This window comes from Streptomyces sp., from assembly GCF_019510245.1.
Taxonomy (GTDB): domain Bacteria; phylum Actinomycetota; class Actinomycetes; order Streptomycetales; family Streptomycetaceae; genus Streptomyces.
The window spans coordinates 33,156-52,617 of the sequence record NZ_JAEKKT010000118.1; the positions used below are offsets into that span (position 1 = coordinate 33,156).

At 71.0% G+C, this 19,462-nt stretch carries 21 protein-coding genes; 9 read left to right on the plus strand and 12 right to left on the minus strand.

What is annotated here, in order from left to right; genetic code table 11:
- Nucleotides 1-41: 41 nt before the first annotated feature.
- On the minus strand, nt 42-1,466 hold the full coding sequence (locus JF597_RS09705; protein WP_293991834.1) for a xylan 1,4-beta-xylosidase: 1,425 nt from the start codon (nt 1,464-1,466) through the stop codon (nt 42-44).
- Nucleotides 1,467-1,663: 197 nt separating this feature from the next.
- Between JF597_RS09705 and JF597_RS09710 the strand changes: the two genes are divergently transcribed.
- On the plus strand, nt 1,664-2,758 hold the full coding sequence (locus JF597_RS09710) for a DUF5925 domain-containing protein (protein ID WP_293991836.1): 1,095 nt from the start codon (nt 1,664-1,666) through the stop codon (nt 2,756-2,758).
- Nucleotides 2,759-2,773: 15 nt separating this feature from the next.
- Nucleotides 2,774-3,544 carry a DUF72 domain-containing protein gene (locus JF597_RS09715; RefSeq protein ID WP_293991838.1) on the plus strand — a complete coding sequence of 257 codons (771 nt, stop codon included), beginning with the start codon at nt 2,774-2,776 and terminating at the stop codon, nt 3,542-3,544.
- Nucleotides 3,545-3,651: 107 nt separating this feature from the next.
- Here the strand turns inward: JF597_RS09715 and JF597_RS09720 are convergent, their stop codons facing one another.
- On the minus strand, nt 3,652-4,020 hold the full coding sequence (locus JF597_RS09720) for a GntR family transcriptional regulator (protein ID WP_293991841.1): 369 nt from the start codon (nt 4,018-4,020) through the stop codon (nt 3,652-3,654).
- A gap of 69 nt (nt 4,021-4,089) precedes the next feature.
- Between JF597_RS09720 and JF597_RS09725 the strand changes: the two genes are divergently transcribed.
- Together JF597_RS09725 and JF597_RS09730 are read left to right on the plus strand one after the other, a co-directional pair.
- Complete coding sequence (locus JF597_RS09725; RefSeq protein WP_293991843.1) at nt 4,090-5,019, plus strand: GNAT family N-acetyltransferase; 930 nt, start codon at nt 4,090-4,092, stop codon at nt 5,017-5,019.
- Nucleotides 5,000-5,509: a DUF402 domain-containing protein gene (locus tag JF597_RS09730; RefSeq protein WP_293991845.1), complete on the plus strand. Its 510-nt coding sequence runs from the start codon at nt 5,000-5,002 to the stop codon at nt 5,507-5,509. Before JF597_RS09725 ends, JF597_RS09730 begins: the two co-directional genes overlap by 20 nt.
- Before the next feature lie 7 nt (nt 5,510-5,516).
- Here JF597_RS09730 and JF597_RS09735 read toward each other — a convergent pair whose 3' ends face one another.
- Nucleotides 5,517-6,161: a class I SAM-dependent methyltransferase gene (locus JF597_RS09735; RefSeq protein WP_293991848.1), complete on the minus strand. Its 645-nt coding sequence runs from the start codon at nt 6,159-6,161 to the stop codon at nt 5,517-5,519.
- 140 nt (nt 6,162-6,301) lie between these two features.
- Between JF597_RS09735 and JF597_RS09740 the strand changes: the two genes are divergently transcribed.
- Nucleotides 6,302-6,436: a hypothetical protein gene (locus JF597_RS09740; RefSeq protein ID WP_293991850.1), complete on the plus strand. Its 135-nt coding sequence runs from the start codon at nt 6,302-6,304 to the stop codon at nt 6,434-6,436.
- Nucleotides 6,437-6,454: 18 nt separating this feature from the next.
- On the opposite strand, the gene JF597_RS09745 is transcribed toward JF597_RS09740, so the two are convergent.
- On the minus strand, nt 6,455-6,904 hold the full coding sequence (locus JF597_RS09745) for a GNAT family N-acetyltransferase (protein ID WP_293991853.1): 450 nt from the start codon (nt 6,902-6,904) through the stop codon (nt 6,455-6,457).
- A gap of 218 nt (nt 6,905-7,122) precedes the next feature.
- Between JF597_RS09745 and JF597_RS09750 the strand changes: the two genes are divergently transcribed.
- Nucleotides 7,123-7,341, plus strand: a complete 219-nt coding sequence (locus JF597_RS09750; RefSeq protein ID WP_366916388.1) for a helix-turn-helix domain-containing protein — start codon at nt 7,123-7,125, stop codon at nt 7,339-7,341.
- Here JF597_RS09750 and JF597_RS09755 read toward each other — a convergent pair.
- The 4 genes from JF597_RS09755 to vdcB form a co-directional block, all read right to left on the minus strand.
- Nucleotides 7,317-7,955 (minus strand): UbiX family flavin prenyltransferase, encoded by a 639-nt coding sequence (locus JF597_RS09755; RefSeq protein ID WP_293991855.1) that lies wholly within the window; start codon nt 7,953-7,955, stop codon nt 7,317-7,319. The genes JF597_RS09750 and JF597_RS09755 overlap by 25 nt on opposite strands.
- A 559-nt stretch (nt 7,956-8,514) precedes the next feature.
- The gene (locus JF597_RS09760; protein WP_293991858.1) at nt 8,515-8,754 is read right to left on the minus strand and encodes a non-oxidative hydroxyarylic acid decarboxylases subunit D; all 240 of its coding nucleotides are present in this window, start codon (nt 8,752-8,754) and stop codon (nt 8,515-8,517) included.
- Between the two features lie 34 nt (nt 8,755-8,788).
- Nucleotides 8,789-10,216, minus strand: coding sequence for a non-oxidative vanillic acid decarboxylases subunit C (vdcC, locus tag JF597_RS09765; protein WP_293991860.1), 1,428 nt, complete (start codon nt 10,214-10,216; stop codon nt 8,789-8,791).
- A 28-nt stretch (nt 10,217-10,244) separates the two neighbouring features.
- Entirely contained in the window at nt 10,245-10,838 is a 594-nt protein-coding gene (gene vdcB, locus JF597_RS09770) for a non-oxidative vanillic acid decarboxylases subunit B (RefSeq protein ID WP_293991863.1), read from the minus strand.
- A 171-nt stretch (nt 10,839-11,009) separates the two neighbouring features.
- On the opposite strand from vdcB, the gene JF597_RS09775 reads away from it, so the two are divergent.
- Both JF597_RS09775 and JF597_RS09780 read left to right on the plus strand, forming a co-directional pair.
- Nucleotides 11,010-11,816 (plus strand): helix-turn-helix transcriptional regulator, encoded by an 807-nt coding sequence (locus JF597_RS09775; RefSeq protein ID WP_293991866.1) that lies wholly within the window; start codon nt 11,010-11,012, stop codon nt 11,814-11,816.
- A gap of 209 nt (nt 11,817-12,025) precedes the next feature.
- The gene (locus tag JF597_RS09780; RefSeq protein ID WP_293991868.1) at nt 12,026-12,325 is read left to right on the plus strand and encodes a hypothetical protein; all 300 of its coding nucleotides are present in this window, start codon (nt 12,026-12,028) and stop codon (nt 12,323-12,325) included.
- A 463-nt stretch (nt 12,326-12,788) separates the two neighbouring features.
- Here the strand turns inward: JF597_RS09780 and JF597_RS09785 are convergent, their stop codons facing one another.
- Nucleotides 12,789-13,649 carry an alpha/beta fold hydrolase gene (locus tag JF597_RS09785; RefSeq protein WP_293991870.1) on the minus strand — a complete coding sequence of 287 codons (861 nt, stop codon included), beginning with the start codon at nt 13,647-13,649 and terminating at the stop codon, nt 12,789-12,791.
- A gap of 170 nt (nt 13,650-13,819) precedes the next feature.
- Nucleotides 13,820-14,266: a MarR family winged helix-turn-helix transcriptional regulator gene (locus JF597_RS09790; RefSeq protein ID WP_293991871.1), complete on the minus strand. Its 447-nt coding sequence runs from the start codon at nt 14,264-14,266 to the stop codon at nt 13,820-13,822.
- 85 nt (nt 14,267-14,351) lie between these two features.
- Here JF597_RS09790 and JF597_RS09795 point away from each other — a divergent pair, with 85 nt between their 5' ends.
- Nucleotides 14,352-14,726 (plus strand): cupin domain-containing protein, encoded by a 375-nt coding sequence (locus JF597_RS09795; RefSeq protein WP_293991873.1) that lies wholly within the window; start codon nt 14,352-14,354, stop codon nt 14,724-14,726.
- 242 nt (nt 14,727-14,968) lie between these two features.
- On the opposite strand, the gene JF597_RS09800 is transcribed toward JF597_RS09795, so the two are convergent.
- Complete coding sequence (locus JF597_RS09800; protein ID WP_366916389.1) at nt 14,969-15,949, minus strand: ImpB/MucB/SamB family protein; 981 nt, start codon at nt 15,947-15,949, stop codon at nt 14,969-14,971.
- A gap of 14 nt (nt 15,950-15,963) precedes the next feature.
- Nucleotides 15,964-19,416, minus strand: coding sequence for a DNA polymerase III subunit alpha (dnaE, locus tag JF597_RS09805; RefSeq protein WP_293991876.1), 3,453 nt, complete (start codon nt 19,414-19,416; stop codon nt 15,964-15,966).
- Nucleotides 19,417-19,462: the final 46 nt, after the last annotated feature.

The window sequence follows — 19,462 nt, forward strand, 5'->3', positions numbered from 1 at the left end:
GGGGTCGACGTGGCTCACCCGGTACGACCGGTGCGACCGGTTCACCTGGTGAGCCACTTCACCTCGTAGGGCTTCATACCGAACCGCTTCCCGTCCACCTGCGCACTGATCGCCCGGTCGAGGGTGTTGACCACCAGGACCGTCCTGTCACTGGCGAGGACGCGGACGCCTGGCAGGTCGTCCCGGGCGACGGAGACCGTCTCGTACCTGGTCCCCGGCGGGAACGCCTTCCCGAACCGCGACACCAGGTCGTACATGGGCAGTGCCTGCCCGCCGTTCCCGCTGTCGGTCGTCGACCACAGGCAGCCGGCGCAGTCACCGCCCTTCTCGTCCTCCGGGTTCCAGTAGAAGCCGGAGTCGGCGCCGCCCCTGACCAGGGCGATCATGCCGGTGGCCTGGACGGCGACCCGGTGGTCCTCGGTCCAGCCGTCGCGCCGGTCCTGGCCGTCGGCGGGCTCGACGTAGTACTCGGCCCACCACAGGGGCAGGTCGTGCGTCTGCCTGCGCACCCACTCGCTGACGTAGGTCAGTTTCTCCGTGGCGGCGAACTCGTCCGGCAGCATGTCGTCGTCGTTGGTGTAACTGGACCCGTCGACGACCACGAAGTCGGCGCCCGCCTTGTGGGTGTTCCAGTAGTCGAAGGCGTCGACGACCCGCTGGTCCATGACGCCCCACGCGCCCTTGAGGGTGGCGGAGGCGTTCTCGGTCTGGCGCGGGTCGAAGCTGTCCATGACGAGGTAGGGGCCGCCGACCATGATGTTCTTGTCGACTGCCTTCAACGCCTTGTAGACGAGGTTGTAGAGCTCGGTGTAGCCCTCGTAGTCCCAGCGGCCCTTGGCGTTGTTCCAGAAGCCCTTGAACTCGTTCCAGACAACGAAGTGCCGTACGTCCGGATAGCGTCTCGCGACGGTCGCGGCGAGGTCGGCGTAGTCCTGGTAGTGGTCGGGGGTGGGGGCGGTCTCCAGGGCGGCCTGGCTCCAGTCGGTGTTGTCCACCCCGGCCCTGCCGCCCTTCATCCAGTCCGGGGAGCAGCACAGGGTGATCACCGGGGTGCCGCCCGACCTGCGCATGAAGTCGACGCGCCGGTCCAGTGCGCCGAAGTCGTAACGCCCCTTCACCGGCTCGGGGTTGTCGGCGCCCCAGCCCATGACGGCCTGGTCCTGCGGCATCCCGGCGTCCTGGGAGAGCCGGTCCTCGACCCGCTCGGTGGCGGCCGCGCTGCCCTCGTCGGCGCTGTACTGGGTGTGGGTGAAGCCCCAGCCCACGGACGGCCCGGTGGCGCCCGGCGGGGTGGCGGGGGTGCCGTGCACCTTGTCGCCGTCGCGGGTCGTGCCCGCGGTGTCGGCGCCGCCCCCGGGAAGCGTGTTGACCAGTGTCACGATCAGGGCGAGCGCGGCCACACCCACCCCGAGCAGGGCGGTGAGCCGCCACCGCCGAGCCCCCGAATTCCACCCATGACGTCCCATCAAGGACAACTTTAACGGCGGGAGTCGACCCCGGGGGCAGGTATCGGGGATCGACAGCCGTGCAACAGGGGCGCGAGCACCCGGGGCTGCGTGCGCGGCGTCCTCGGGGTACTCCGGAAGCTCGGTGCGCACCCGACACTCCCCTCCCACTGCGGAAAACGGGTGCGCTGCGGGGCTTGGTGACGGATCATGGCGGCATGTCTGCCAAGCCGCACGAGACGCTGCCGATCCGGCTCAACGTCGACGACTCCGACTCCCCGTCCGACGTCGTCGACGCGCTGTTCCTCGGCCGCTTCGCGACGGGCGAGCAGCCTTACTCGCACGCGGCCAACATCGACCGGGTGCGCTCCGGGGCGACCCTGCTGCCGAAGGAGGCGCGGGTGCTGCGGGTGGCCCGCGACGACGACCGCAGCGCGACCCTCGCGGAGGGCGACGGCTGGACCCTCCTCGTCTCCCGCTGGAACCGGGGCGCCGACGTCACCGTCACCGCCACCACCGCCGAGCTGGCCGCCGAGGTGCTCAACGAGGCCACGGACGGCGCGGCCGACGAGCCGGAACCGCAGCCGGAGAACGTGACCATGGGCTTCTGGTACGTCTCCCCGCGCCGCGGCCCGCACCGCACCACCCGGCAGATCTCCGCGGGCACCTGGGACGAGGTCCGCGCCAACTACACGGCACCGGTCGCGGACGCGATGGACCACCTGATGAAGACGACGCCCGAGAACATCGCGGGCCGGCTGCTCCTCCTGCACGGACCGCCCGGCACCGGCAAGACCTCCGCGCTGCGCACCCTCGCCCGGTCCTGGCGGGACTGGTGCCAGGTGGACTGCGTCCTCGACCCGGAGCGGCTCTTCTCCGACGTCGGCTATCTGATGGACATCGCGATCGGCGAGGAGGACGGCGCCGGCAAGGGCCGGTGGCGGCTCCTGCTGCTGGAGGACTGCGACGAACTGATCCGCGGCGAGGCCAAGCACACGGCCGGGCAGGCGCTGTCCCGGCTGCTGAACCTCACCGACGGCCTGCTCGGCCAGGGCCGCAACGTCCTGGTCGGCGTCACCACCAACGAGGACCTGGAGCGGCTGCACCCCGCGGTCGTCCGCCCCGGCCGCTGCCTGGCCCGGATCGAGGTGGGCCCGCTGACCCACCGCGAGGCGGTGAACTGGCTCGGCGCGGAGGAGGGTGTGGGCCGCGACGGGGCGACGCTGGCGGAACTCTACGCACTGCGCCGCGGTACGGCGCCGACGTCGGTGCCGGGGGCGCGGGAGGGCGCGGACGCGGGGCTGTACCTGTAGTGCTTTGATGGGGGTGTGCCCCTGTTCATCGGAACCTCGGGCTGGCAGTACAAGGACTGGCGGAACGTCCTGTACCCGGCCGACGTGCCCATGCGCTCGTGGCTGGAGGAGTACGCGCGGCACTTCACGACGGTCGAGCTGAACAACGCGTTCTACCGCCTCCCGACCCGCGAGAACTTCGAGTCCTGGCGGGACCGGGTCCCGCCGGACTTCGTGATCGCGGTCAAGGCGAGCCGCTACCTCACGCACATCAAACGCCTCAAGGACCCCGAGGAGCCGGTGGACCGCCTGATGACCCACGCGGCGGGCCTCGGCGACCGGCTGGGCCCGGTCCTCCTCCAGCTCCCGCCGACGCTCAAGGCGGACCCGCCCCTGCTGGACGCCTGTCTGTCGGGCTTCCCGCGCGGTACGAGGGTGGCGGTGGAACCCCGTCACGACTCCTGGTGGACGCGGGAGACCCGGGAGGTCCTGGAGTCCCGGGGCGCGGCCCTGTGCTGGGCCGACATCCAGGCCCGCCCCATGACCCCGCTCTGGCGCACCACCGACTGGGCCTACGTCCGCTTCCACCAGGGCCGGGCCCGGCCCTGGCCCCGCTACGGCCGCCGTTCCCTGGAGACGTGGGTCGACCGCATCGCCACGGCGTACCCCGGGAAGGCCGACATCTACACGTACTTCAACAACGACCCGGGCGGAGCGGCGGTGCGGGACGCGGTGGCGTTCGGGAGGGCGGCGGAACGGGCGGGGCTGACGGTGACCAGAACGCCGGAGCTGAGCACGAGCGGCTGACGCCGTTGCGGCAGGCAGGAGGGCTTTCCCTATCCGGCCGCAACGGCGTTCAGCCACGACGGTGGAATCCGGCGGTGCCGAGCCTGCTCAGCCGAACCCGAAGTCCCCTACCCCCCATAAGCCGCCCGCAGGGCATCCCGCACCGCGGACAGCGCCTCCTCCTCGGCCAGCCCGAGTCGCCGGACCCGCTCGGCGTAGGCCTGGGCGGCCAGCGACGCCTCGCGTTCCGCCGCGGACCCTGCCGCCGCGACGAACGTGCCGTTGCGCCCCCGCGTCTCGATCACCCCGTCGGTCTCCAGGGCCCGGTACGCCTTGGCCACGGTGTTCACCGCCAGGCCCAGCGACCCGGCCAGCCCCCGCACCGTCGGCAGCCGGTACCCCACCGGCAGCACCCCGCCCCGCGCCTGCTCGGAGATCTGCGCCCGCACCTGCTCGTACGGCGGCGCGCTGTCATCGATGTGGATCTTCAAGGTCACGGCCCGATTCTCCCGTACCCGCCGGAAAATGAGAGGCATCCGGCACACGTCCCGCATAGCGTGCGCCCCATGACAGTGATCGTGCGCGACCTGCGCCCCGACGTCCGGTCCGACGCCGAGGGCTTCGCCCGGGTCCGGCAGCTCGCCCTCCCCTTCATGCTGTACACCCCGGAGTCACTGGTCCACGACCTCACCCACACCCACCCCGACGCCCGCTTCCGCCAGCTGGTCGCGGAGGAGGACGGCGAGGTGATCGGCACCGCCCAGGTCGGCCTCGCCCACGAGAGCACGGAGCCGGGCCAGGGCTTCGCCAACGTGTACGTGCATCCGGAGCGCACCGGCCGGGGCGCCGGCGCCCTCCTGGTCCGTACGGCGGAGGCGCACCTGTCGGCGGCCGGCGCGAACACCTCGTACGCCTGGGTGCTGGACGCCCCGCCCAACCGCGCCTTCGCCGAGCGCCGCGGCTACACCGCGAGCCGCTCGGCCCACTTCCTCCGGCTCGACCTCGCGCACGGCTCACTCCCCCCGCTGCGGACTCCGCCACCCGGCGTGGAGTTGCGCACCGCCGCTGACTTCGCCGACGACCCGCGCCCGCTCTTCGACCTCGACGCGGAGACGCTGCGGGACGAACCGAGCGACATCGACATCGAGTTCGCCGACTACGAGGCCTGGCTGGACGAGACCTGGCGGCACCCGCTGCTCAGCCACGAGCTGACGTCGGTGGTCCTGGTCGACGGCCGCCCCGCGGCCTTCAGCGCGGCCCGTACCGACGGCGGCACCCGGTACGGCACCGTCATGACCGGCACCGCCCGCGCCTTCCGCGGCCGGGGACTGGCCAAGCTCGCCAAGAACGACTCGCTGCACCGGGCCCGCGCGGCCGGCTTCACCCAGGCGTTCACGGGCAACGACAGCGGCAACGGCCCGATGCTGGCGATCAACAAGTGGTTCGGGTACGAGATCTGCGCAACGGAGGTCAGGTATGTCCGTGAACTCGGCTGAGCCGGCCGGCACGGTGGACGTCGAGCTGGTCAAGGCGGGCCGTACGAAGATCCGTTACCCCGCCGCGCTGCTGCACGACGACGGTATCCGGATCGCCGTGCGCGCCCCCTGGGCCGGCGACACGCCCCGCGACTTCGGCTTCGTCCGCTTCGAACAGGGCGATGTCTTCACCGAGTTCTACTGGCGGGACCGCTGGTACGCGGTGAAGGAGGTCCGGGCCGCCGACGGCACGCTGAAGGGCTGGTACTGCGACGTCACCCGCCCGGCGACGCTCAGCGGCGGCCGACTGGTCGTCGAGGACCTCGACCTGGACCTGTGGCGCTCCGCCGACGGCACGGACGTACGGCGCCTGGACGAGGACGAGTTCGCCGAGAGCGGGCTGGCGGAGCGGGACCCGGAGGCCGCGGCGGCGGCCGAGGCCGCGCTGGACACGCTGGAGAGCCTGGCCCGCAAGCCGGAGTTCGCCGCCCTGCTCGCCCTGCCGTCCTGAAGCCCCCTCACACCGTCGCCACCACCGCGTACCGCTCGTCGTCCACCTCCTTGCCCCACAGCACCGACTGCGCCGACAGTGGCTCCACGCGCACGTCCGCGGCGAGCGGCGCGAGGAGGGCGGTGAGCCGGCCGGCGGGTATGCCGACCGGGGTCACGGTCCCCCACACCCCTTCCACCAGCACGAACCGCCCTCCCCCACTGCCGAAAGCGTGGGAGGTACCCCCAGGCCGCAGCAGGCTCCGCCAGTGCCGCAGCACGCGCGCGGGGTCGGGCAGCGCCCACAGCACATGCCGTACGAGAAGGACGTCGAAGAGCCGCTCGCCCACCGGCGGTGCCGCCGCGTCGCCGGGCAGGAACACCGCGTCACGGCCGGCCAGCTTGGCGCGGGCCCGCTCCAGCATCGCCGGGGAGCTGTCGACCCCGGTGACGCGATGGCCCTGCTCGGCGGCGAGGAGGGCCAGGCTGCCGGTGCCGCAGCCGAGGTCGAGGACGTCGGCGGGGCGCTCGGGCAGCCACGCCCGCAGCCGCGCCACCCAGGCCGCCCGGACCTCGGGCGTGCCGAGCCCGTGATCCGGCTCCTCGTCGAACCGAGCCGCCTCGGCATCCCAGTCGACACCGGCCGCAACCGTCCGATCACTTTCATTCCTCATGCCCCCAGAGTGACACCTACCACTGACACTCGATCCGTGTGACAGCGACCACTGACAGACCGGCATCGATGAGGAACTCTCGCCAAAAGCGTCTACCTCCGTGACAACGCGGAACTCGGTAGGCACTGAAGGAGGCAGCCATGCGCCGCACAACCGTGCAGAAGCCCCTGAAGAGGACGGACAGCCGCCGGATCCGCGAGGAGTCCGACGAGCGCCCCGCCGGGCGCCCCGAGGTGCGCAAGGACATCGCACGCACCTGGTGGCCGGACGGCTGACGCACGCCGCTGTGGCCTTCAGTCCAGCCGTTTGCGGTAGTGGACACGGTCGTAGGGCCCGTCCGCACGCCGCTCGACGACTTCGTACCCGTACTTCGGGTAGATCTTCTGGTTCTCCTCCATCAGGGCATTCGTATACAGCCTGACCTCGGGCAGGCCGAGCGCACGCGCGTGTGCGTCCACGAACTCCAGCAGCCGCCGTCCCACCCCCGTGCCGTGCGCGTCGGGGTGGACGGCGATGCTGTCGAGGAACAGGTGGCCGTCGTGGGCCTCGATGACGACGAGCCCGGTGACCGGCTCTCCGACGACGAACACCCGACCCGCGGCCACGTTCGCCATGTGGTCCGCCTGCATGGGCTGCGGCACCACCCCGATCCGCGCGATGTAGTGGTGGTACGCCATGTCGGTCACGGCCTTCACGGCCGGTACGTCGGCGGGCCGGGCCGGCCGGATCTCATCGTTCGCCATGGCGTGAACGCTATAGGCGGAAGGCATGCTGTCACTCCGCCAGCCAGGCCGGACACCACGGCGGGGCGATGTCTTCCAGCTGCGTGCGATAGGGAGCGGGAGGACGAGGGCTGCGGTGCCAGTGCGTCACGGCGCTGGCGGCCGACACCGCGCCACTCGATCGATCAGCACCGCGTCACGCGCCGGACGGCCCGTGATCACGTGAGGGCAAACGCCTCCTGGTCCATACCGACCTGGCCCCCGCGCAGGTCGCCGACCGGCTCGGATTCACCTCCGCCACCGTCTTCACGAAGTTCTTCCGCCGGTGCACCGGCGAGACCCCCTCCGCCTTTCGCGTCCGCGCGCGAAACCGGCGAGCACCTCGCGGGCCGGTGATCCGACCGGCGGGCGGCCGTCCTCCGGCTGCCGTGTGTCAACCACGGCCCGTCCGGTCGTGATGAGCGGGGGACTCGACACCCGAGTAGGTGTAGTAGTCGGTCTGAGGCAGGCCGATGAAGGACAACAGCCGAGCGGTGAACTCCTCGTAGAACTGGTCCACCGTCTGCGGGATGTTGTAGTAGGTCGGGATCATCGGGTACACGGTCCCGCCCGCTTCCGCCACCTGGGTGAGGTTGCGCAGGTGGATCAGGCTGAACGGAGTCTCGCGCACGCAGAGCACCAGGGGGCGCCGTTCCTTGAGCATCACGTCGGCGGCCCGCTCGATCAGGGTGTTCGCCATGCCGTTCGCGATACGGCCTGCCACCCCGAGCGCGCAGGGCACCACGAGCATGCCCCAGGACGGGTAGCTGCCGGAGGTGGGCCCGCCGGTCAGGTCATCCGGATCCCAGGCGACGACCTTGTCCGTGGGCGGCGCGCCCAGCACCAGGTCAGCCGCCGGCCCCGACGCGTCCCGGCCGGTCTCGTGCGCGATCAACTGACGCCCGGCCTGAGAGATCATGAGGTCCACCTGCGCGACCCGCTCGTCCTTGACCAGCGCCTCGAGCACGAACCGGGCCATCCGCGTACCCCCGGCACCTGTCACGGCCAGGATGATGTTGCGCCGCTCCGTCATGCGCTCTTCCTTTCGATCGCGCGACGCGGGCAGGCGACCCCTGACCGCTTGAAGCATGGCAACAGGCACTCTGTGTGATCACAAATTGAGAAATCAGTCGGAAAGAACAATCGGGAGATCGGAGTGTGCCGACGAGGACCTTGTCCTGCCGACCGGGCTGCCCCGCCGCCACCGGCGGGCGCAGGTTTGATCTGGCGCACACGTTCCGGCTGTTCAAGCCGACCCTGGGCTCGGAGAAGCCCGGTTGCGGCATCCGAAGCAGCCGACCAGTGGGCTGGCTGCGCATGTCCTTCCCCGCCAGAAGACTGAAACCTCACCGACCCGGCCTCCGGCCGCCACCCGGCACGAGGGACGGACGCCGGACATCTCGCCGCGGCAGTTGCCGCGGGCCAGGCCGCCGCTCAGAGCATTGGCAGGCTTGTGGCTGGTCCTCCGGCCGCGGCGCAGATGGCGTCCGCCGAGCCGAGGCTGCTCGTCTGCCTGAGGTTTCGGGCGTGCAGCCTGTTGTGACGCGGACCGAGCCGTTGACGCGCCTGGCGGTGTGCGGCAGCACTCGGCGCTACCTGAGAAGCGGCGGAACCTCCGGCACCTCGATCGCGTTCGCGATGTCGGCCGGCGTCAGCTTGAAGTTCTCGGGGTAGGCGTCGCGCCGCGTACGGCGGGCAGGCTCGATCGTGCGCCAGGTGTACAGGCAGCGGCCGCACTGGAGCACGTCCCACACTCCGGGGACGGGCGAGGTGGCGAGTCGGGCGACCGTCTCGAAGGCACAGCGGGGGCACTCAACAGGCAGGTTGCTCATGGGAGTTGTCCTTTCAGAGGATCGGGGAGGGCATTCAGGCACGGTCGGCGATCATGCGCTGCAGTCGTTCCGCCCAGTCCGCGGTCTCCGGCAGGTCCTTGGCGGGCGTGGAGAAGTTGCCGCGGACGTCCGGCGAGACCGGCGTCGTCGCATCGATGATCATCTTGCTGGTGATGCCGGCGGGCTGGGCGGCCGGGGCCAGCTCCACGACGGACAGGTTGGGGATGACGACGACGTCGTCCTTCGGGTTGACCTTGGCCGACATCGCCCACATGACCTGCGGCAGGTTGAAGGGGTCCACGTCCTCGTCGACGAGGACGACCTGGGACACGTAGCCGAGTCCGTGCGGGGTGGTCATGGCGCGCATGCCGACGGCCTTGGCGAAGCCGCCGTACCGCTTGGCCGTGGAGATGATCACCATCAGACCGTGCGTGTACATCGCGTTGACGGCCTGCACCTCGGGGAACTCGGCGCGCAGCTGCTTGAGCAGCGGCACGCACGTGTTGGGGCCGACGAGGTAGTCGCACTCGGTCCACGGCATGCCGAGGTAGAGCGATTCGAAGACCGGGTTCGTACGGAACGAGACGCGCTCGACGCGGATGACGGGCATGCGGCGGCCGCCCGAGTAGTGGCCGGTGAACTCGCCGAAGGGGCCCTCGATCTGCCGCTTGCGCGACTCGATGACGCCTTCGATGACGACCTCACTGCCCCACGGCACGTCGAAGCCGGTGAGCGGCGCGGTGGCGATCGGGGCGGGCGCGCCGCGCAGTGCGCCGGCCATCTCGTACTCGCTCTGGTCGTAGGCCATCGGCATCCCGGCGACGATCGCCATCACCGGGTCGTTGCCGAGGGTGATGGCGATGGGCAGGTCCTCGCCCTTCTCCTCGGCCTTGCGCAGGTGCTGGGCGACGTCGTGCATGGGGACCGGCTGGAAGGCGAGCCGGTTGGTGCCGATCACCTGGATGCGGTACGTGCCGACGTTCTGCTTGCCGAAGTGGTCGGGATCCTCAGGGTCGCGGGAGACGACGGCGGCCTTGTCGAGGTAGAAGCCGCCGTCGCCGTCGTTGAGACGGAACAGGGGGAGCACCGAAAAGAGGTCGACGGCGTCGCCCTCCTGGGTGTTCTCGCGCCAGGGCGCGTCCTCGCGGCGCTCGGGCGCGACGGGGAAGGCGTCCCAGCGACGCGCGAACTCCTCCACCTGCTCCTTGACCGGGGTGTTCCTCGGCAGCCCGAGCGCGAGCGCGTGGTTGGCCCAGGAACCATGCACGTTCATCGCGATCCGGGCGTCGGTGAAGCCCTTGACGTTGTCGAAGTAGAGGGCGGGCGCGTTCTCGCCGATGCGGCCCGTCGCATTGGCGGCGGCCGCGAGATCCGGCTCGGGCAGCACCTCGTCGGTGATGCGCAGCAGCTGCCCCTCCTTGTCCAAGGTGTCCAGGAAGCTGCGCAGATCGTCATATGCCATGGGGAACTCCTTCACGGGGTGTCGGATTTCAGGCGGCGTCGCGGGAAGCGGTGCGGGCCGCGCGCATTCCGGCCCAGCGCCTGGCGGCGGGCGCGGGCAGCTCGAACTGGTCGAGGATGCGGGCCACCACGTGGTCGACGATGTCGTCGACGGTGCGCGGGTGGTTGTAGAAGGCGGGCATGGGCGGCACCAACTGCACGCCCATGCGGGCGAGTTCGAGCATGTTCTGCAGGTGGATCTCGCTGAGCGGGGTCTCCCGCGGGACGAGGACGAGCTTGCGCCGCTCCTTCAGTACGACATCCGCGGCGCGCGCGACCAAGCCCTCCGCGTAGCCGGTCCTGATGCCGGCGAGGGTCTTCATCGAACACGGCACGATCACCATGCCGTCAGTGCGGAAGGAGCCGGAGGAGATGGTGGCGCCCTGGTCGTCGGGGCGGTGCGTGACGTCCGCGAGCGCGGACACCTCCGCCACCGACAGGCCGGTCTCCAGCTCGATCGTCGTGCGCGCCCACCGGGACAGCACGAGATGCGTCTCCACGTCCGGCAGCTCACGCAGATTCTCCAGGAGCCGGACACCGAACGGGGCGCCCGTCGCCCCGGTCATTCCCACCACCAACCGCACAGGACCACTCCTCACACGTTGCTGACCTGTGCTTTCACGCTAAGGGGCGACGCGGCGGCGCGCGCGGTACGCTCGGGACTCACGATGGGGAAAAACGGACAGGCTCGGCCTGCGGACGTCAGGGACCTGACTTACACTCCGACCGTCGGCGCACCGGCCGGGGTCGAGGTGATGGAGCTCGCCGCCCTGTACGAGCGGGCACGCCGCCACGGCAACGACCCGTACGCGCCGCTGCGCCCGTCCTTCCACCAGCTGATCGGCGCCCGCGACCGGCCGCTGCCGATGGCGGTGGACTTCGTCGCGTACGAACTGCCGCCGGGATCGTGGCTGTGGATCCGACCGGGGCAGGTGCAGCGGTTCGGCCCGGATCTGAGGGCGGCGGACGGCGTGATCGTGCTGTTCGAGGCCGGATTCTTGCCACCCACGACCGTGGCGGCGGCGCACATGGATCCGCCCTACGAGCAGCGGCCGCTCACGCCCGAAGGCCCGGACGCGGAGGCCGTGCGCCGCGCCCTCGACCATCTCACGTACGAGTACGGACAGCTGGCCGCGCTGCCGCTGCAGACACACGCCGAGGTGCTGCGCGCCCTGCTGTCGGTCCTGGTGATGCGTCTCGCGCAGGCCCGCGGCCCGGCACCACGGCCCGCCGCCTCGTCCGAGGTGTTCCGCCGCTTCCACGCGGCCGTGGAGCGCGACCACGCGGTGACCCGGCGCGTGGAGGACTACGCGGCGGCACTCGGCTACAGTCCGCGCACCCTGACCCGGGCCGCGTCCGCCGCGACAGGCCGCACGGCCAAGCAGTACGTCGACGATCGGGTGCTGTTGGAGGCCAAGCGGCTGCTGCGGCACAGCGGCCTGGCGGCGAAGGAGGTCGCCGACCGCCTCGGCTTCGTCGACGCCAGCGACTTCACCAAATTCTTCCGGCTTCGCACGGGCGTGACGCCGGGGGCCTTCCGGGGCGGCACGGACCTCAGGTGAGGCACAGCGCGAGGGAGAAGTCCACACGGAGCCCTCAAGGGCCTGCTGAACTGCTGGACCGGCACCTGCACCACCTGCCACCAACCCCTGCCCCGCCGGGCCACACCAAGATCAAGACAGACCCAACGGAGTCCTATTAGTCGCCGAGTAGGTCACAGACCTGGGCGAAGGCTCTGATGCGCCCCTCTCCCAGTGTCAGACTCCACAGCGTGGCGTACTTCTGGGTGAGCGATCACGGTGACAAGTACCACGGCTGGGAAGGCTGCTGGGCCCTTGAGGCCGGGCAGACCTCCGCCGATTCACAAGAGGGGTACGAGCGGCACAACGTGACGCGGTACGAGAGCGAAGATGCCGCTCGGGCTGCCGCCTTGAAGCACGCCCGGTGCGAGGCTCGCGGATGCTTCGCCCGAGGACGCGGAGCGGGGCTCGACCGACTGTCGGAGCAGGCCCTCAAGGATGTGGACGATCCGAACTGGCTAGCGCGACATGACCTGCCGGCTGAGGACTGAGATCTCAACGCTGTTTGGAACCGCGTCTTCGAAGACGAGCGCCCGATCCTCCGCACGCGTTGACGTCACCGCTGCGCCCCAGATCGAAAGGTATTGGCTACTCCTCCCCCAGGTCTCTGGAGTGGGCCCGCCGGCCAGAGGCCAGGTGCGTAGCGACAGTCCCGGGAGCCATTCTGGGAGCCAACGGAGGCGTCCGGCTGCGAACGAACACGGACTGCCACGGACAGTCGCAGCGCTCAGGCGCAGGCGAGTCGGGGCTTCCGGGTCTCGCTACCTCAGCGCAGTCCGAACACTCCCTTAAGGCGACCATAAGGATCTCCGTCGCCCGCTCCCAGCAGGCGATTCCACGGTTTCTTGGGGCTAGCTTTCTGATCGGCCGCCCTGACGCCGATCCCTCAGGCTCCGGGGCCTGACCGGCGGCTCAGGCCGGACAGGCCCCGGCGGCGTTCAGTTGGGCTGCCGCTCAGCTGAACGCCGACGCACAGGTGGTGGCGGTGGCGTGGGCGGGGTCGAGCGCGTTGGCCACCTCATGGAAGGCGATCCGGTCGAAGAGCCCGATCGCCACGTGCTCGGAGAGGTCGAGCGAGCAGAGGTCCTGGAGCAGGACGTTGTGGACGTCGGAGCCGCTCAGGTACTGGCTCTGCCAGGGGGTGGCCACCTCGTCGTACTTGGTGGAGATGACCGTGTAGTGCACTCCGGGGACGGTGTCGCCGCCCGCGTTGAGCTTGGTGAGGAAGGCGGAGCCGGGGATCTGGTCGGCGAGGCCGGGGGTGGTGGCGTTGATCAGGTCCGAGGCGCCGGGGAAGTACGGCAGCAGGTTGGTGAGGCCGCTGAGGGTGGCGCCGTGGTTGTCGGGGGCGAGGCCGACGAGGGCGTTCACCTTGGCGGAGCCGCCGAGGAACCTCAGGTAGTAGCGGGGCATCATGCCGCCCTGGGAGTGGCCGACGAGGTCGGCCTTGGCGGCGCCGGTCGCGGCGAGCACTTTGTCTACGAAGGCGGAGAGTTGCTCTGCCGACTTGTCGATGGGGCCGAGGCCGTAGAAGACGGGGACGCCGGACAGCTGGCCGTAGTCGAGGGAGAAGACGCAGTAGCCGCGGTCCTCCAGGTACGGGGCGAGGGAGAGCCAGTTGTCGACGGAGTTGCCGAGGGTGCCGTGGACCAGGATCACGGGGCGGGGGTGGGCGGCGGAGGGACGGCAGGAATAGTCGTTCCAGCCGGTGCTGGGGGCGCCGGAGGCGTGGGCGGTGGCGGCGGGAACGGTGGCGACGGCGGCGGCGAGGAGCAGCGCGGTCAGGGGTCTGAACACTCGTTTCCAGGGCAGCATCGGGTGATCTCCTTGCGGCTCAAGGGAGGTACGACGGCCTTACGCCCTGTGATCCGGATCACGAAGGATGCTGTTCATCCATCAAGTTACGGACGAGTAGTGCAAGCGTGAAGTTACGCGTCGGTAAAACTTCCGAGTAACCGGTCGCGAGCCCTTCGCCTGACGGGATGTCACCAGCTGGGCCTGAGGGGACCATAGGGGGCGATACGAGCCAAGGAGTCCCGCAACACGCGCACTCCCTCCTCCCCCAGCACGTCCCCCCAGCCGCGCACGGCCTCCGCGGCCGCCTCCTCCGCGGCCCGCGTGCACGCCCACCCCCGCCCGGTGAGCACGATCAGCCGCGCCCGCGCGTCCGTGGGGTGCGGCCGGCGCTCGGCATACCCCTTGCGCACGATTTCATCGACAAGCTGGCTCGCCGCCTGCTTGGTCACGCCGAGATGCGCGGCGAGTTCGGTGACGGTGGCCCCGTCCGGCGCGAGCCGCGCGAAGGCGAAGCCGTGGGCGGGCCTGACCCCTTCGAAACCACGGGCCACGACCCCTTCATTGATGCGCTGGGTCAGCTCGCCGGCTGTGGCGAGCAGGGCTGCGGACAGGGCCATGGCCTCGGAGTTCTGCACGGGGGCATTGAAACACTCTTGACGGATCGGTCAAGCAGCTTGACCATATAGACAAGCTGCTTGACCACTTCACCAGGAGGCACCCATGCCCGTCGTCCGCTCCGCCGAGGCCACCACCCACGAGATCCACGGCGCCCGCTTCGTCTCCTACGCCACCCCTCGCACCGGCAGCAAGGAACTGTGCGCGTGGCGAGGGGAGATACCCGCCGGGACCCGGGCGCCCGCCCACACCGTCAACCGGGAGGAGATCTTCCACCTGCTCGTCGGCGAGCTCCTGATCACCGTCGACGGCCGCACCGACCGCGTCCGGACCGGCGACACCGTCATCGTCAACCCCGGCGCCACTCTCACCGTCGAGAACCCGACCGACCACACCGCGCTCTCCTGGGTCACCACGTCCGTCGGCCTGGAGGCCGAACTGGCCGACGGCAGCAGGATCGTGCCGCCGTGGGCCAACTGACGCACCAGGACCGGCAGCGGCACCATCCCGCCGGCCCGACGGCCGATGCCGGCTCCGGGCGGACCGTGACAGGGTGGCGGCAGCCATGCGCACCGCCCTGGACGCCTCGTCACCACTCTGAACGCCGGCGGACAGGGATCGGAACAGTCCGTCCCGCACCTGCACTTCCATGTCGTCCCCCGGTGGGCGGACGACGGGATCTCGACATGGCGCAAGCGGCCGTTGACCCCGGACGCAAGCAGTCAGTCCGCCAGAGCGGCTGGGCGTACGGCCCCCGGCCCGAAGCGCCGGCGAGCACGGTCCGCGGCCGCTTCGGCCGCGCGGGCGCGGGCATCGCCCGGATCCAGGGAGAGCTGCCAGTAGGCGCTCTCGGCGGGCAGCAGGTCATCGGCGCGGATCGCGAAGGCACGGACTCTTGCCCGCTGCAGCCCGAGGGCGGTCAGCAGTCCAAGGGCTGCTGCGGCAAGGGCGGGTGAGTGGTCGGTGGGTTCCGGCAGGGTGCGCGTACGTGTGGTGGAGCTGCGGTCGGCGTACCGGACCGTGAGAGTGAGCCGGCCGGCGACCTGACTCTCACCGCGCAGGCGCAGGCCGACCTGTTCGGCGAGCCCCAGGACCGCCCGGTGCTGCTGCGCCGGATCGAGACAGTCCTGGTCCAGCACGAGATCGGCGGTCAGATGGGTCGCCGGTTCCGCGAGGACCACCGGGCGGGGGTCATGGCCGCGGGCACGCTCGGCCAGCAGCCGCGCCTGGCCGGCTCCGAGGAGCCGTTGCAGGGTCGCTGCGGGCAGGTCGGTGATCTGGCCGATGGTGTGCAGGCCGTATCTGCTGAGCGTCGAGGCCGTGGCGCGGCCGATCCCGGGCAGCGCGGTGACCGGGCGTGGATACAGCCATTCGGCGGCCCGTTCGACGGGGACCCAGGTGGTGTCCCCGGGCGCGGACGCGTCGGCAGCCATGGCCGCCAGCATGCGGTTGCCCGCGAGCCCGGCGCTGCTGTCGATGCCGTAGAAGAGCTTCAGCCGGATCATCGCCGTCTGGACCATGTCATAGGGAGACAGGTCGAAGTACCGGAGCGCCGAAGTCAGGTCCAGCTGCACCGCGTTGGGCGGGACGGTCTGCACGTGGGGCGTAATACCAGACATCAGTTCGATTATGTCGTCGTACTGAGCCTCCGTCAGAACGGTGTGCAGATGCAGGTGGGCGATCTGCCGCCGGCGCGGGCTCATCCCGCTCATCCCGCTCATCCCGCACTCCCGGGGCTGCGGTGGCCGAACTTCTTCAGGTCGGCGGAGCGGGTGCCGGCCGGCTGGAGGTCGGCGTACGGGTGGAGGCGGGCGCCGGTGGTGCCGTTGGCCAGGGTGCGCTGCGGCTGGGCGGGGGTCGGGTGCGGGCGGCTCCGGCCGAGGAGGGCGAGGGCGGCCTCGGGGCCGCTGTCCCGGCGGGCCGCGGCGATCTCGTCCAGGTCCCAGGCCATGGTGCCCACGACGGTACGGCGGGTGCCGCGCACCTGGACCGTGCCGCGGACGAGGAGCAGTCCGCTGTGGAACACGGTGTGCGCGCAGGCCGGGTGGGAGTCCTCGAAGAACGCCAGGTCGACCAGGCCGGAACCGTCCTCCAGGGTGACGAAGATGATCCGCCTGCCGCTCGCGATCGGCGGGGTCTGCGTCGAGGCCCGCACACCGGCGACGAGGACCTGCTGCCCGGCCCGCAGCCCGGCAAGATGCGCCGCGTCGGTCGCGCCGATCTCGCGCAGCAGCCGGTGGTGGTGCTCCATCAGGTGCCGGGAGACGTCGATGCCGAGGGTGTTCAGCTCGGCGCTCAGCGCCTCGCGTCCGGTCATCTCCGGCAGGCCGCTCGGCTCGGCCCCGCCGACGGCGCCCGCATCGATGGGCAGTTGCCCCTCGTGCGCGGAACGGGTGCGGGACTGCCGGTGCAGCTCGGCGATCTGGAGCAGCAGGTCACGGCGGGTGAGCCGGCCGTCGTGCAGACAGTTCAGGGCGCCGATCTCGGCGAGGCGTTCGGCGACCGGCCTGCTGGGGTGGGCCCGCTGCCAGAAGTCCGACAGTGATCCGTACGGCTGCCCCTCCTCGATCCGCGCACACTCGTCCTCTCGGATGCCGTGCACCGCGGACAGCGCGAGCCGCACACCCCACCGGTCCCCGTCGGTCTTCTCCACGGTGTGCTTCACCCGGGAGTGGTTGACGTCGACCGGCAGGACGGGAACCCCGCGGCGGCGGGCGTCGGAGACCAGGACCCGCTTGGGCCACATCCCGGGGTCGTGTTCGAGGAGACCGGCCAGCAGGAACGCCGGGTAGTGCGCCTTGAGCCAGGCGCTCTGCAGCGCCGGTACGGCGAACGCGACCGCGTGGGCCCGGCAGAAGCCGTACGCGCCGAAGGCCTCGACGGTCTTCCAGACCTCCTCCCGCACGGCCGCGCTGTAACCGCGCGCACGGGCCCGCTCGTGGAACCAGTCCCTGATCCTGGGCAGTTGCTCCTTGTCGCCGAGCGCCCGCCGGGTGACCTCGCCGAAGGCCCGGTCGCAGCCGGTCAGTACCCGCAGCGTCTCGATGATCTGCTCGTGCCAGATGGTCACGCCGTAGGTGTCGGCGAGCACCGGCTCCAGGTCCGGGTGGGCGTAGTCGGGCGTGCCGCCGTGCCGGGCGGCGATGTACCGCTCGGGCATGCCGCCGGCGACCGGGCCGGGACGGAAGAGGCTGATGTCGGCGATGACGTCCTGCACGTCGCGGGGCTGCAGCCGGGACAGCAGGTCCTGCTGGCCCGGCGACTCCAGCTGGAACAGGCCAAGGGTCTGGCTGGCCTGGATGAGCTTGAAGGCGAAGACGTCGTCGAGCGGCACCTGTTCCGGGTCGTCCAGCTCGATACGGTGACCCGTTGTTCGTTCGATCTCCGTGACGGCGTGGGCCATCGCGGACTGCATCCGCACGCCCAGGACGTCGAGTTTGATGTTGCCCAGCGCCTCGATCTCCTCCTTCGCGGCCATGGCCATGGGGTAGTCGCCCTGCGGGGTGGGCTGCACCGGCAGCCGGTCCAGGAGGGTGGCGTCGCTGATGACCACACCGCAGGGGTGCATGGCCATGCCGTGGACCAGGGAGTCGAGGCCCTCGGCGAGCTCCCACAGCGGTCCGTACCGGTGCGCCTCGGCGGCCAGCTGCCGCAGTTCGGGCAGTTCGGCGAGGGCGCCGGTGATGTCACAGGCGCGCAGGTGCGGGAAGCTCTTGGCGATCCGGTCCACGTCGGCGGGCGGGAGGCCGAGGGCGAGGCCGGTGTCCCTGAGCGCCCTGCGCGCCCGGTAGGTCTCGGGCATCGCGGTGACCGCCACCCGCTCCTTGCCGAACCGTTCGAAGATCACGTCGTAGCACTCCAGCCGGCGGGCGGACTCCACGTCGATGTCGATGTCGGGCAGCGACTCACGGCGCCTGCTCAGGAACCGTTCGAACAGCAGGCTGTGGTCGAGCGGGTTGGCGGTGGCGATGTCCAGGGCGTGGCAGACCAGCGAACCTGCGCCGGAGCCGCGGGCCGCGACCCGGATGCCCTTGGCCCGGATGTCGGCGACGACCTGTCCGATGGCGAGGAAGTACGCGTCGTAGTTCCAGTGGGAGATGACGGCGAGTTCCTCGTCCAGCCGGGCGAGCGCCTCCCGGTCGCGGTCGAGGCCGCGCCGGACCAGACCGGCCTCGCTGCGCAGGCGGAGCAGCCGGGCCGCGCCGCCGGCTCCGGGCTCGGCGCCGAAGAGCGCCGGTTCGGGCAGGTGCGGGGTGCCGAGGCCGAGGTCGGCCGCCGGGTCCACGGTGCACGCGGTCGCGGTGTCCGCGGTGTCGGCCATCAGCCGGCGGGCCCGCCGGACGTCCGTTCCGGCGCATTCGGCGATCATGCGGGCGACGGCCCCCATCCCCTTCTCGTCCCTGAGCCAGCGCTGTCCGCTGTCCAGGCGGCGGCGGTCGATCGGCCTGAGCAGTCGGGCGGCGTCCAGGACGTCGGCGAGGCGGTGCTGGCCGGGGTCGGCGTAGCGGACGGCGTTGGAGAGCACGGCGGTGGTGCGGGTGCGGTCGGCCAGCGCGAGGGTGCGGGCGGCCAGGCGCAGGGATCCAGGACCAGTGCCGGAACGTTTCTGCGCGACGGCTTCCAATCGAACATCCCTTCCGAAGATCTCCTGCCAGGGCGCCAGCAGCTTCATCGCGACGTCCTCCCGGCCCACCGACAGCGCCCGCACCGGTTCCGAGAGCGGCCCGAGCAGCACGGTCAGGCCGGTGCCGCCGTACTCGCGCAGCGCCTCCCACGGCACCACCGGCGGCGTTCCGGACACGGCACCGACATGGGCGGCCGACGTGATCCGGCACAGCCGGGCCCAGCCCTCCCGGTCCTGGGCGAGCAGCACGAACCGCAGCGGCGGCTCGACCACGTGCGCGCCGCCGCGCGCCGGGGTGCGGCGGCGCTGGGCGGGCGGCGGGGGCGCAAGGGCCTGGACCGCCAGGTCGATGCCGAAGAGCGGCCGGACCCCGGCTTTCGCACACGCCTGCGTGAATCGAACAGTTCCGGTGACCGTGTCCCGGTCGGTGAGCGCGAGCGCGGACATGCCCCGTTCCGCCGCCCGCTCGACGAGCTGCTCGGGGTGAGAGGCGCCGTAGCGGGCGGAGTAACCGGACGCGACGTGCAGATGGGCGAAGCCCGTCATGCCGCACCTCCATCACTCCACCCCTTTTCGGCCATACGCCCGATAT

Bases quoted from the DNA above. Each gene is read 5' to 3' on its own strand.
- vdcC (WP_293991860.1), bottom strand. From the start codon at position 10,216: ATGGCATATGACGATCTGCGCAGCTTCCTGGACACCTTGGACAAGGAG.
- JF597_RS09800 (WP_366916389.1), bottom strand. From the start codon at position 15,949: ATGAGCCCGCGCCGGCGGCAGATCGCCCACCTGCATCTGCACACCGTT.
- JF597_RS09755 (WP_293991855.1), bottom strand. From the start codon at position 7,955: ATGACGGAGCGGCGCAACATCATCCTGGCCGTGACAGGTGCCGGGGGT.
- JF597_RS09760 (WP_293991858.1), bottom strand. From the start codon at position 8,754: ATGAGCAACCTGCCTGTTGAGTGCCCCCGCTGTGCCTTCGAGACGGTC.
- dnaE (WP_293991876.1), bottom strand. From the start codon at position 19,416: ATGACGGGCTTCGCCCATCTGCACGTCGCGTCCGGTTACTCCGCCCGC.
- JF597_RS09775 (WP_293991866.1), top strand. From the start codon at position 11,010: ATGGAGCTCGCCGCCCTGTACGAGCGGGCACGCCGCCACGGCAACGAC.
- JF597_RS09735 (WP_293991848.1), bottom strand. From the start codon at position 6,161: ATGAGGAATGAAAGTGATCGGACGGTTGCGGCCGGTGTCGACTGGGAT.
- JF597_RS09725 (WP_293991843.1), top strand. From the start codon at position 4,090: ATGACAGTGATCGTGCGCGACCTGCGCCCCGACGTCCGGTCCGACGCC.
- JF597_RS09795 (WP_293991873.1), top strand. From the start codon at position 14,352: ATGCCCGTCGTCCGCTCCGCCGAGGCCACCACCCACGAGATCCACGGC.
- JF597_RS09785 (WP_293991870.1), bottom strand. From the start codon at position 13,649: ATGCTGCCCTGGAAACGAGTGTTCAGACCCCTGACCGCGCTGCTCCTC.
- JF597_RS09730 (WP_293991845.1), top strand. From the start codon at position 5,000: ATGTCCGTGAACTCGGCTGAGCCGGCCGGCACGGTGGACGTCGAGCTG.
- JF597_RS09710 (WP_293991836.1), top strand. From the start codon at position 1,664: ATGTCTGCCAAGCCGCACGAGACGCTGCCGATCCGGCTCAACGTCGAC.
- JF597_RS09740 (WP_293991850.1), top strand. From the start codon at position 6,302: ATGCGCCGCACAACCGTGCAGAAGCCCCTGAAGAGGACGGACAGCCGC.
- JF597_RS09705 (WP_293991834.1), bottom strand. From the start codon at position 1,466: ATGGGACGTCATGGGTGGAATTCGGGGGCTCGGCGGTGGCGGCTCACC.
- JF597_RS09745 (WP_293991853.1), bottom strand. From the start codon at position 6,904: ATGGCGAACGATGAGATCCGGCCGGCCCGGCCCGCCGACGTACCGGCC.